Below are 12,625 nucleotides of genomic sequence, written 5' to 3'. Positions count from 1 at the left end.
GGCTCGATCCTGTTTTTGCTAGCCATTGCTGATGCGGTCGAGGCATGCAGAGGCTTTGGCCACAAGTCTACCAACGTTCACATTTGGCGCGCAGACACAACACAATACATCGTTCGGCTCCCCAGGTGCGCGCAGAAATACGCGCAGTGATGCCTGAGTGGCCCAGACGGCGGTGTTGCTGGGTGTTTCACCAAGGGCAGGAACACCGCGCCGGCCCAGCAGGGTCGCGGCTTCGTCGCAGAGGTCATCGAGTACCTCGCGCGGGTGGCTTGTCTTGCTGTCGGTCACAAGGATCATATGTGCGGAAAGGTCGGCAAAGGCGACCATCTGGCAGCCGGATACGGAGTCGCGCAAAGTGTTTAACTCGTCAACAACCATGGGTCGCTTACCTTCTCATCACAACTCACACTACACCAGACAGGCCCATCAGTCGACCTGACACGATGCTCACCTAACTGCGCCTCATTGGACGGGCTGGCACGACGCGCTCGCTTTCGTGGTCTTGTCCCTCATCCAAGGCCGTGGGGCGCTCGGTGCGACGCTGTACCCGGCGCGGAATGACTGGCGTCACGACAGGTTCAGGAATGTCAGCAGGATCCGCATAGTTATAAAGCGGCACCTCTGATCTGGCCGTAAGTTCAGTCAGCTTTTCGATTGTATCAATCAGGTGCTCTGTAAAAGGACCGGCACCGCTGGCGTCCCACAGGTCCTGATCCTCACCAGCGCGGATCGCCATCAGCAACGAAATAGGAAAGGTTCCGCCAAACATTCCGCGTGTTTCGCGCGCAACCCGCTTGAAGACACGGACTCTGTCCCGTTCGGTCGTCAGCTTGTCATAGCGCGTGATCAGCAGCGTCGAATTCTCTTTGACAGCCTGCGGCATGGTTTCCCAGACGGCTGCCTCGGACTGACGCCAGGCCTGATTTGCATGTGTGCACCAGATGACAGCATCAACCTCTGTCAGCATCCGTTCCCAGACATCGGACGACATATTCGGGTCAGAGATCCCGGGAAAGTCGATCAGATCGCAGACCTCAAGGATATCAGCCTCGATCGACAGATGAACGTATCGCGTTTCCTCGACCGGCACCTCTTCCAGCTTGGCAATCTCGATGGGTTCACGATTGCCATGCAGATCAACGCGGTAAGGATCAGCGTCGCCAAATGTGATCCAGACCGGAGAAAGACGTGTCGCAGTCACCTTTTCGGGCAGGGGCCGCACGCCCATGAGCAGATTGGACAACGTGCTCTTTCCGGCACTGAACTCACCCATCAAGGCAATGCGTGGTTTTCGCCCGAGGCCGCCAGAGGTCATTCGTCTGCTCCTGCACCAGCGTTATGGGTCAACTCTTCAAAGATATAGTCGAAAAGCTCTTCGCGTTCCTGCTGCGCCTTGATGCCGAAGACATCTTCCAGGTCAGCAAAATCAAGCTCCGACTTACTGCAGATATCCTCAAGCAGCGCGCGCTGTTCTGCAAGAAAATCGCGCAGTTCTTTTTCAGCGTCGCTCCGGATTTCTGCGGCCTGCCGGTCTTTCAGTTCGGCAACAATTGGTGCGGTTTCCGCCTCGATCAGGTCATAAAACCCGCTTGCGAAAGCACGGTAGCCCTTGCGCCTCTGCCACCAGCCCTTCCACCAGGAGGTCTGCAGGTCCAGCGCGATTGTCTGACCCAAGGTGACCGGCGGCGGGACCTCAGGTGGGACGGGCGGCGTGATCGTAAAGTTGGTGACATCGACACCAAAAGCGGATCGGTAAGTATCTTCCAGATCGTGGGCCGCGGCCGCGTAAACCTCTTGGCAGGCCGCGCCGACATTGCGCCGCATCACCTGATAGCTTGTCCGCAAGAGCATCCGCAGACCATCAGGGCTGTATTGCCAGATTTCTTCTTCGCCCTTTGTTTCCAGATGCTGCAGCAAAGATTCCAGCGCCCGGTCAAGGAAACGTTTGTGGGATTGGTCAACGCGTGATCCGAATTGCTGGAAAACGATATCCAGCTTGTCGTTGAGGCGTTTGAGGTTGTCAGCTTCAAGTTTGTCGAGATGTGACGAAAGCGCCTCACGCGACATCACCGAAACTTCGTCGCCCTCCAGACGCATCGAGATCATCTCATTTGATGCCCTGACACCGGAAACGAGGTTGAGCGCCTTCTTTCTTGCGGCTGCCAGTGTTTCCGCACCCGGCCCTTCGGCGATCCGTTCGGACAGAGCTGCATAAAGTTGCGGCATCCCTGACAGATGCCAGACAAGTTCATGGGTGCCCATTTCGGCCGCTTCTGCGCTCAACGCGGCTTCGGCCCAATTGTAGAGCGCCTCGGCACTGTCAGAGACGATTTCATCAAGCTCGGGGCTCAGCGCGACATTCGCCCAATAGGCGCTGCCAAAAATGACCTCAGGGTTTTCCGGTCCGCTGTTGTCAGCCAGCGTTTGCATGATGCTGTCGCGGATCTCGGGCACCTGATTGGCAGGGTCGGACAGTTCGTCAATCCGGTTTACGAAGATGATGACTTCGCGCGCTTTCACGTTCGAGATCAGGCGGATCAGCCCCATGTCCATCGAACTCAGCGCTTGATGGGCAGACAAGACAACCACGCAGATCCGGCTGTCACGCAGTGCATTGATCGTGATCTGCTCACGCATCATGAAGGTATCGTTGACGCCCGGTGTATCGCGGATGCAGATCGGCATCGGAAGCGCGTCGGTATCAAGATAAAGGTCAGCCGACTTCGTGATATCGGCAAAGCGGCCCTGCTGATCTTCTTCTTCAAGATCCTCAAAGTCATCGCCCATGCAGACGTAGCGCTGCATCAGGTCGTCATTCAGCTCTGCGTAATTATGCTTCTGCCCCAAGAGCAGTTCAAATTTGCGGCCAAGGCGTGCCTTTGTTTTTTCACGCATTTCCGCAATCTGCTTGCGGACTTTCTCAAGCTCTTCGTCAGCGCCGGCGCGCGATGACAATTCCCCGATTCGACCGCCGTTTTCGACCAGATGATCCCATTCATCCTGCGAAAAGAACTGGAAGGACGCGGTCGGTGCATCCTCTGCAATTGGTGCGTTCAGGTGCAATGAGGTGACAACAGAGGTCCACGGGTTCACGTCCGCTGGCAGCAAGTCTGGGCGGCCGACCATTGCGTTGACCAACGACGTCTTACCCGCCTTGATCTGCCCGATCATCGTGATGCTGGGCTCAAACGCATTCAACTGTTTGATAAGGCGCGATGATTTCTTTTCGACATCAGGCCCGCCTAATTTCACGACATCCGCGAGCGTTGCCTCCAGGTCAGCGACCTCGTCACGGAACGCGTCAAGCTTCTCAAGGCCGAGCCGCATGAAATCCGGTTGAGCAGCGTGAGTCGTCGCCGCTTCCCCCTCATTGGCAAGCTCTTCCATCTTCATTCAGGTCCGTCCTTCGCGCGTTTCGATATGGACACTCATCGACGGTTCGCGCAGCCGCCAACTCAAATTAATAAATAGATTTTATTGGGATAATGGAAACGATGCCAGAGCGCAAATCGCCCAAAAGCTCCAGGTGCGGCGATCCGCTATGGTCGCTAGGCTGCCAAATCGGCCTCAAGCTCACGCTTGAGCTGAAGCAGCAGTGAAAGTGCCTCAACAGCAGCGCTGTCGCGTTTCTCCATCTGCATCAATTGCACCAGATCTGCGGCATCAAATGCGGCGTCTCTTGCGCGTTGCAACGCAGCGTCTCCATCATCCCCGTGGTCGTTCAAGTAATCGCAAAGCCAGTTCAGATCAGTCACAGCGTGATCAATGGCCGCAGCCGGTGCCTTTTCACCCATGTCCTCGATTTGTCCGGCAAGGTCGTTCGCCCGTTCGGCCACATGCGCGACAACCGTCTTATAGGCATCGCGTGTTGCCGGTTGCAGCTCGACCTGTGGCGCAGGTTGCATCCCTTCTTCGGCGCGGCGCGCGGCAATCCCTTTCAGCCTGGCAATCCCGACGGAGACCCGCTCTGACTCGGCTTGCTCAAGCAGGGCTTGTGACGCATTTTCGCGGCGGCGTGCCTGAGGCGGCGCGATGTCTTCCGCATCGAGGTCATCGTCGTCAGCGAGGTGGTCTTCAACCAGCGCGTCATCTTCGTCGTCCTCTGATGCAGCGAATGCCTCCAAGGCTCCGGCATTATCGGCAAGCGACAGGCTTTCATCGTTTTCGTCGCCAACCTCAGACAGGCTGGCGTCCGGCATCTGGTCGTCGCTCAGGATGAGTGTGTCCAAATCCGCGAGCGCATCTTCATTCTGGAGGAGCAGCACTTCAGCCATATCCAAGGCAGAGCGCTTGCCCTGATCAACTTGCTTCAGAACGGCAGAAATCAGCGCCATACCGCCACTTTCGCGCAGCATGTCCTTGTCGACAGAACCATCGGGGCCGCGGGCGGCAATCGCGTCTGTGGTCGCAATCGGCAGGATTTTGTTGAATTCACCCGTTGCCGCGACCTGCACCGTGGCCATCACATCGTCCACCGTGCCTTGTGCACGCAAACGGTCAAGTCGCGTCACCATCAGCAAGGCGTGATCCTTGATCGTGTCTGGCATCTGGCTCCAGACACGTTGTTCGTCAGCCAGAAATCCGCCGGTGCACCACAGGGCGATATCACACCGCTTGGCGGCCCATTGACTGGCGCGATGCAGCGCGTTCGGGTCGGCGGGTGCGACCACTTCAAGCACCGAAATCTTTTTCAGTGCAGGCAGCGGCATATAGAGTTGCACGAAAACAGGTGACAGGGCAGCAATCGCGTTCGGGCTTACACCGTTCAGCGTGGACTTGGTGCCGTCTGGCAGCGTGCAGATCGCCTGTTCTTTTTCACCGTAAAGCAGTTCAAGCGTTGGCAAACGCACCGATTGATCCAGGACCTCGCGTCCGACCAACAGGTTCAGGATTGTCGATTTTCCCGATTGCGGCATCCCCATCAAGCCAAGCCTGACAGGGGTTTCCAAACGGTTCAGAAGCCTTTCGGCCTGTTCGTGAACACGGTCAGGAAGAAGGCCGCTGATCACGGCCCTCGCAAGTTTTTCATGGACCCGAGAGTCGGGCGATTGATTCGACATTTATTTGCCTCCGGCGGCAATCTTAGCCGGCGGCTCTGCCGCATCAACCTCCTCTTGAGTTTCGCTGGTGTTGTTGTGGACCTTGACCCTGCGAACCGGCTTGACCTCTTTGATCTTTGCCGACTCCTTGATGTTGATGGGTTCAGGTGCCTTCTCAACCACTTTGGCCACCTTTTCGACCTCTTCGAGCTCGACCATGCGGGTCACCGTTGCTGTCTCGCGATCAACATGGCCGACAGGCTTGGCGCGGATGGCGCGGATGACAGGCTTGTTGTGGTTCAGCTTGATGACCGAAAACGTGCAGTTGTCCTGATCGGGGTCCGCAAGCGCTTCAATCGCTTCCAGCAGATAGCCTGCAATTTCCGCAGCTTTCTTGCGACGGTAGCGGTGCAGGATTTTTTGGATCTTTGCATCTTCAAGATATTGCAGACCGTCACTCGATACGACGACAATATCGCCGACCTGAAGCTCGAAAGGTGTCTTCGGGCAGTCGGACTTGGCCACGCGATCACCCAGGATCACCGATGTCAGGCAGTTCCGGTCAGGGTGGTTCTTGCCGGCTTCTGGGTCCAGCAAGCCAGATTGCACCATGAAGTCGATCTGAGGCGCCATCGAATGGTCCTCGTTCAACTGCTGCATCTTGCCGGCGCGATAATGATAGAGCGGGCTGTCACCAATCGACATCCAGTACATGCGGTTCTCGATCAGAACACATGAGACCAGCGTCGCCCCCATGCCGCGTGTTTCAGGGTGCGCGGTGACGTGTTCGCGCACAACCTCGTTTGCATTCACTGCAGCACGGGTCAGGTAATCAGGGATTTCGATTTCGTAATCAGAAAAGTTCGCGCTTTCGAACTTCAGCTCGCTAAAGACCTCGGTGACAACAATCTTGCTGGCGACGTCACCGGCAGCATGACCGCCCATTCCGTCTGCAAGAACGACGACACCGCTGTCAGAACCGAATGGAAAATCGGTGACGATCGCGTCTTCTTGATAGTCACGTCCGCCTTGGCAAATCGCTGATGCGACGTCAAAGCGTGGTTCAGGCGATCGCCACATCTTCGTCCTCCTCGGTCGCACCGTCGGCCCAGTTGAATGTCTTGTCGCAAAGCGCCACGAAGCGCAGGATCGTTTCCCCGATCTTGATCAGGTCGCCTGTCTTGATCGTTTCGTTGCTGATGACGGGCTTATCGTTCAGGCGGACAATGTTCGACTTGCCGCCGTGACCAAGCAGGAATTCCTTGGATTCAGGATCATAGACGATGGCCGCATGGTTGGTGCGCGAAATCGAGTTATCGCCGAAATCAAGCTGGATCGCCTGATCCTCACCGCGACCAATCTGTGACATGCCCGAGAGCAACGAGAAGCTCTCGCCACGACCGGGGCCATCGACAACGACGATCCATCCCACTGGGAACTTCACGCTTTTGGCAGCAGGTGCCGGGGTCGGCGCATCGTTGAAGAGGTCAACAACGGCACCGTCGGATTTTTCAAAACCGATCAGACGGGTTTTGGTGCGCCGCGCGCGTGCCGGTGACCGGGTTGCAGCAGCGCTTGCAGCAGCCGGGGCAGGTGGCAATTCGGACGTCTTTTCAGGTAGTTCAGCCGCAGGCGGCAATTCGCTTGCCGATGCGTTTTCTTCCAGATCCCAGATGTTAACCGGTGCGGCTGGCACCGCCTCTTGTGGGGGTTCAACCGAAGTGGTTTCGGGTTGCGTCATCGCGTCAACATCCGGTTCGGCGTTGAGTGCGTTGGCCTCTTCGACAATCGAACCGATCGTGTCACGGTAGGATTGTTCAAGCGTTTCAACGGGTTGTGGTCCGCGTTCGGCCGCTTCCTTGCGCTTCTTTCCGAGGAGATCACGAATAAACTTCATTTTTCCTACCTTCCCAATTAGTCAGCCGGGGCGTCGGTAAAACCGTGTGTTGCCCCATGTTAGCGTATTATTCCGCACCACCATAGGTGTAAGATGCCACCCAAAGGCTACCATCACGTTGCACTGCGAATGTGTATTGCTCGACACCGTTAGCGGTCTCGCGCGCGAAGATGTCATAGAGTGTTGTACGACCCTCAACTGCTTCGGACGTCGCGATATAGCTTGAGATCACGTCGCCAACGCGCAAGCCGCCGGGCTGTTCAGCCGAAAGCTCGGTGACCACTGTGCGCCAGCTCGACCCTGCGTAAGCAGCTTCAAAGCTTGTGCCGTTGCCAAGCGAGATTGTCTGCACCACTGGCAGCACCCAAGGCAGGGTCGCAATCGTTCCTGTGGACGGATCAGCTGTCCCGAACAGCACCGGCATTGTCGGCGCGAGTGCGCTTTCCGGCGTTGTTGCACGCAGAACGTCAGGAATTTCGTTGATCGTCGCAACGGAGTTGCCGTTGACCGCTGTGATCACCAGACCGGGCTGCACCCAGATTGGCGAAATTGGCGCAGCCTGAGCGACAATGTTCGAGCTGTCGCCGGCTGGCGTAAATGGCAGGCGCACAGTCCAGCTTGTTGCAAGCGCATCTGCTGCGGCCAAAGCCGTCTCGACAACTTCCGGTTCCTCAATAATCTCATTGCCCGGCGTGACGGCCAGAATATCAACCTCAGGACCATTGCCGATGGCCGCGATCTGATCGGGCGCACCTGGCAGGGCAACATCGCCAACCTCAGTGTCCTGAGAAGGCGCATTCGCAGCCAACTGCGGCAGGCTGTCAGCGACAGGCGCCTCAGATGCAAGCTCTGGTGTGATTTCGGGCTCAGGCAAAGGTGCAGGTGCCGGGACATCCAACTGGATGGTTTCCGGGCGGACTTCCGGGCGAACCGCAGGAATGGCCACGTCATTGATGACAGGGCCAGCAACCACCACCGAAGTATCGTTGCTTGTGCCCAGCAGTGCCGGATCTTCTGTAATCGCGGGGGTCGCGACAGCGGCTGGTGCCTCTGGCGCTGCAGCCTCTTGCTGTGATGCAAGGGCTTCTTCCAACGCGGCTGTAACCTCGGGCTGTTCTGCAGGTGCGGCACCGGCAGCGACGGGTGCAAGGTCGGTCGCGACGGGCGTTTCTTCTGTCACCGAAGGCGCGCTCACTGGCGCGTCGTCCTGCGCAACGACAGTTTCTTCGGTCGCGGCAGGTTCGACTGGGACAGACGGTGCCTCAACTACTTCAGCAGGGGCCGGCGCTTCAACGACAGGTGCCGGCGTTTCGACAACCGCAGCCGGAGCTTCGGCAACGGTTTCCGCAACAGGGGCCGGTGCTTCAACCGCGGCATCATCGCCACCGGTCATGGTCATGACGCCAACGCCGACAAGCAGTGCGACCGCCGCAGCAGAGCCAAGCAGCACAGGCATCTTGGATGATCCGCCAGAGGCTTTTGCGGCGGCTGGTGCCGCTTTCTCGGAAGCAGCATTCGGCACGTTCAGTGGCGTGACGTTGCTTGCAAGGCCGTCCATCATGTTCAGCCATTCTTTGGCTGACTGCACACGATCTTTCGGCAGAACCGCAAGCGCCTTGTCTATGGCGGCCAGGAAATTGTCGTCGTAATCCGGGAAACGCCCGGCAATCGGCTGGTACGGGTCCGCTTCACCTGAGGCAATCGCAGCAAGGCGCGCCTGAGAGTTCGGAGGCACGTCGCCAACGATCAGATGATGGAACGAGGCCGCCAATGCATAAAGGTCACTGCTCGGGCTCTGGTCGGAACCGGCAATATAGAATTCCTGCGGGGAATAGCCGTCTTTGACCACGCGCAATGCAGAAAGCACACGGCTTTGCTTGGTAGCCTCTTCGCGCGCTGCGCCAAAGTCGATCAGGACAGGGTGGTAGTCCTTGTTGATCAGAATGTTGTCGGGCGAGATATCACGGTGCAAGATCTGCTGGTCGTGGATAAAGCCGACCGCATTCAGGACTTCTTTCAGGATATTCTTCGTCTGGGCGGGTGACAGCGAGGTATTCGGGTCTTCGATGATGTCGAGAAGGTCCCTGCCGCGTACGAAATCCAGCGCCATATAGGCGGTGTCGTTGTCTTCAAAAACCTGATGAACGCCCACGATATTCGGGTGATCCAGCTTGGCGAGGCTGCGCGCTTCCTGCACGAAAAGGCGGACAATCGACTTCAGTTCATTCTGGTGTGCGCGTGAGCGGGCCTGAACAATAGCACGGCTGCGGCGGCAGAATGCGCCGGGAAAACATTCCTTGATGACGACTTTCCGGTCCAGGCTGTCGCGAGCCAGATAAGTAATCCCGAAACCGCCTGCATTGAGGAAGCTTTCGATCGTGTACTGGCCGTGCATCAATTTGGTGCCCGGCTTGAGTTCATCGACGAATGTCTCTTTCTCTTCCACGGTGTCTTTCGGTTGCGCCTTAGCCATATCTACAATCCAGTTTTCAACTGATGAACGCCGCATAAACTACGCTGCGGCTTGCTCAATAAATCCCATTGAATTTGGGCTAAAAAGTGACGCTAACTTGTTGTTTAAGGGTTCTTAATCGCCGGTTTTTGGCGGCATTGTATCGCGTTTTCGAAACAGTCATTGGCGGAAAATTGCCGAATAATCCCGTTTTCTCCTAAAAATACATGGATTTGGGGCGAGTTCGTGCCGCGTTGCCGAAATGAGGCCAAATGGGGCACTGTTTCCCGAAAGTCAGCCGTTAAATTCCCGTTAATATTGGTAAGGCTGCGATTCTTAATGGTTTTTTAGTCCGATTCTCTTTACGCCGTCCGGGCCCGCTTCCGCTGTAAAGGCGCTTGTCATTGGCGGGCCATTTTTCGGCGGTCTTTTGCAAAGCTTGCTTGTGCGTAGCGGGGCAAAGATGCAGCATCCTTCCTGACGCGGGAGGGCGCAGATGAAGGTCTATATTAACGGGTTCGGTCGGATCGGTCGGACAATGCTGCGCGCCTACGCGAAAGGCGACTGGCCCGAGATCGACGTTGTGGGGATCAATGACATCGCAGCCCCCGACCTTTGTGCCCATCTATTTGCCTATGATAGTGTCTTTGGCCCCTATCCCGGGCAGGCAGAGTTTGCAGACGGGGCATTGATCCTTGACGGGCGGGCGATCCCTTTCACCACGACCAACGACATCAGCACGGTCGATCTGGCAGATGTGGACGTCCTCCTGGAATGCACAGGCAAGGCAAACACACCAGAGATTGCCGCGCGCGGCCTGAAAGCAGGCGCGAAGCGTGTGCTCATCTCCGGTCCGTCCGACGCTGCCGAACTAACGATGGTCCTTGGTGCGAATGAGCAGGCGTTGCGCCAACAGCTGATCGTTTCCAACGCGTCTTGCACGACAAATGCGCTGGCGCCGCTGGTCAAGCTCATTGATGACACCTGGGGTCTTGTGACGGGATGGATGACAACGATCCACTGCTACACCGGAAGCCAGCCAAGCATTGACGCCCCGCGCGGCGATTTCCTGCGCAGCCGTGCTGCGGCTTTGTCGATGGTGCCAACCACAACATCGGCCGAACGGTTGCTTGATCAGGTCCTGCCGACCCTCGCCGGACGGATCGAGGCAGGGGCCGTGCGTGTTCCTGCAGCCTCTGTATCAGCCATTGATCTGGCTGTGACGGTCAAATCCCCGGCGAACCTTGAAGAGGTACATGATGTGTTGCGTGCACAATCGGGCATTATCGGCTGGACCGAAAAGCCTCTCGTCTCATCAGACTTACGGGCGCGTCCTGAAAGCCTGATTGTGTCGCTGCCTGAAACACGTGTCACGCAAGGTGGTTTGCTGCGCGTCTTTGGTTGGTATGACAACGAGTGGGGCTTCTCTTGTCGGATGCTCGATGTGGCCCGCAAGATGATGGCGTGACAGCTTTCTTGCATAGCCCCCTTTCCCTGACCTGCCCATCACACTAGGTTCGGCGGACCAAGAAGAAAGCCATCCCATGTCACCCATCGTTTCGGTCAAAAACCTGCGCAAATCCTACGCAGGCGGATTTGAGGCATTGAAATCCGTCAACCTCGATATCGAGGAAGGGGAGATCCTAGCATTGCTTGGCCCCAATGGCGCAGGAAAGACGACGTTGATTTCCACAATCTGCGGGATCACCGTCCCGACCAGCGGCACAGTCACCGTTGGCGGGCATGACACCCAGACCGCTTTTCGCGCGGCCCGCAACCTCATCGGATTGGTGCCACAGGAAATCAATCTCGAACCGTTTGAGACTGTGATGAACACCGTCAGTTTCTCGCGCGGGCTTTTCGGCAAGAAGAAAGACGATGCTTTCGTCGAGGACATCCTGCGCAAGCTTTCGCTGCATGACAAGAAAGACAACAAGATCATGATGCTGTCAGGCGGGATGAAGCGTCGGGTCCTGATCGCCAAGGCCTTGAGCCATGAACCCAAGGTGTTGTTTCTCGATGAACCGACGGCAGGGGTCGATGTCGAATTGCGCAAAGACATGTGGGATGTCGTGGCAGACCTGAAAGCCTCGGGCGTCACAATCATCCTGACAACCCACTACATTGAAGAGGCAGAAGCGATCGCTGATCGGGTCGGTGTGATCAACAAAGGCGAGATCCTGCTGGTGCAGGACAAATCTGACCTGATGCGCCAACTGGGGCAGAAGCAGCTCAAGATCGAACTGAACGAGGCCACCAGCCGGATCCCCGACGCACTCTCCGCATACGACCTGTCACTCAGCGATGATGGTTTGATGCTCACCTACAGCTACGACACAAAGGCGGAGCGCACAGGCATCACCACGTTGCTGAACGAGCTTCAGGCAGCGGGCCTGCAACTCAAAGACCTGCAAACAGCACAAAGCAGCCTCGAAGATATCTTCGTCGGTCTGGTGAAGGAAAAGGCATGAACTTCAACGCGATCTGGACAATCTACATCTTCGAGATGCGGCGGTTCTTCCGCACTATGACGCAAAGCCTCGTTTCACCCGTTCTGTCGACCTCGCTTTATTTTGTGGTCTTCGGGGCGGCAATCGGCAGCCGCATCGACGAGGTCGAGGGCGTCAGCTATGGCGCATTCATCGTGCCGGGACTGATCATGCTTTCGGTGATGACGCAGGCCACATCCAACGCGAGCTTCGGGATCTATTTCCCGAAGTTCATCGGCACGATCTACGAACTTCTCTCTGCGCCGGTGAACTTTCTCGAAGTGGTCGCAGGCTACGTCGGCGCAGCGGCGACTAAGGCGCTGTTCATCGGCCTTGTGATCCTCGTCACGGCCTTTTTCTTTGTGGATATCGAAATCGCGCATCCCATCGCGATGCTCGCCTTTCTTGTCCTGACCTGTGTCAGCTTCGCCTTGCTCGGCTTTATCATTGGCATCTGGGCCGGCAACTTCGAGCAACTCCAGCTGATCCCGCTTCTGGTCATCACGCCGCTGGTCTTTCTGGGCGGGTCTTTCTATTCGATTTCGATGCTGCCACCGGTCTGGCAGGCGATCACGCTCTTTAATCCGGTGGTCTATCTGATCAGCGGCTTCCGCTGGTCGTTCTTCGGGACCGCAGATGTGGGGATCGGCCTGTCTCTCTTTGCGATCGCCTTCTTCACGGCCTTGTGCATCGGGTTCATCTGGTGGATCTTCAAAACCGGCTGGCGGATCAGGCAGTAAGGCTTGTG

Annotated in this window: 10 protein-coding genes; 3 read left to right on the top strand and 7 right to left on the bottom strand. The window is 57.0% G+C overall.

The features are described 5' to 3' along the window. Positions 1-18 precede the first annotated feature (18 nt). From BM316_RS15815 to BM316_RS15785, 7 genes are all read right to left on the bottom strand, one after another. Complete coding sequence (locus BM316_RS15815) at positions 19-378, bottom strand: hypothetical protein (protein ID WP_090210585.1); 360 nt, start codon at positions 376-378, stop codon at positions 19-21. A 73-nt stretch (positions 379-451) separates the two neighbouring features. Continuing rightward, entirely contained in the window at positions 452-1,315 is an 864-nt protein-coding gene (locus tag BM316_RS15810) for a dynamin family protein (RefSeq protein WP_090210583.1), read from the bottom strand. Next, complete coding sequence (locus BM316_RS15805; protein ID WP_090210581.1) at positions 1,312-3,393, bottom strand: dynamin family protein; 2,082 nt, start codon at positions 3,391-3,393, stop codon at positions 1,312-1,314. Before BM316_RS15805 ends, BM316_RS15810 begins: the two co-directional genes overlap by 4 nt. Positions 3,394-3,548: 155 nt before the next feature. Then, positions 3,549-5,060, bottom strand: coding sequence for a putative GTPase (locus tag BM316_RS15800; RefSeq protein ID WP_090210579.1), 1,512 nt, complete (start codon positions 5,058-5,060; stop codon positions 3,549-3,551). Continuing rightward, positions 5,061-6,119, bottom strand: a complete 1,059-nt coding sequence (locus tag BM316_RS15795; protein ID WP_090210577.1) for a PP2C family protein-serine/threonine phosphatase — start codon at positions 6,117-6,119, stop codon at positions 5,061-5,063. Further along, the gene (locus BM316_RS15790) at positions 6,103-6,936 is read right to left on the bottom strand and encodes an FHA domain-containing protein (protein ID WP_090210575.1); all 834 of its coding nucleotides are present in this window, start codon (positions 6,934-6,936) and stop codon (positions 6,103-6,105) included. The genes BM316_RS15795 and BM316_RS15790 overlap by 17 nt, the downstream gene beginning before the upstream one ends. A 67-nt stretch (positions 6,937-7,003) precedes the next feature. Continuing rightward, positions 7,004-9,409, bottom strand: a complete 2,406-nt coding sequence (locus BM316_RS15785) for a serine/threonine-protein kinase (protein WP_090210636.1) — start codon at positions 9,407-9,409, stop codon at positions 7,004-7,006. Positions 9,410-9,884: 475 nt separating this feature from the next. Between BM316_RS15785 and BM316_RS15780 the strand changes: the two genes are divergently transcribed. The 3 genes from BM316_RS15780 (at position 9,885) to BM316_RS15770 (ending at position 12,617) form a co-directional block, all read left to right on the top strand. Next, entirely contained in the window at positions 9,885-10,856 is a 972-nt protein-coding gene (locus BM316_RS15780; protein ID WP_090210573.1) for a type I glyceraldehyde-3-phosphate dehydrogenase, read from the top strand. A gap of 76 nt (positions 10,857-10,932) precedes the next feature. Further along, positions 10,933-11,859, top strand: coding sequence for an ABC transporter ATP-binding protein (locus BM316_RS15775; protein WP_090210572.1), 927 nt, complete (start codon positions 10,933-10,935; stop codon positions 11,857-11,859). Further along, positions 11,856-12,617: an ABC transporter permease gene (locus BM316_RS15770; protein WP_090210570.1), complete on the top strand. Its 762-nt coding sequence runs from the start codon at positions 11,856-11,858 to the stop codon at positions 12,615-12,617. Before BM316_RS15775 ends, BM316_RS15770 begins: the two co-directional genes overlap by 4 nt. The last annotated feature ends 8 nt before the right edge of the window (positions 12,618-12,625 follow it).

Origin of the sequence: Yoonia litorea, from assembly GCF_900114675.1 — a bacterium.
Lineage (GTDB): Bacteria > Pseudomonadota > Alphaproteobacteria > Rhodobacterales > Rhodobacteraceae > Yoonia > Yoonia litorea.
The sequence above is the reverse complement of the archived record's forward strand: the minus strand, read 5'-3'. Positions and strand labels throughout refer to the sequence as shown.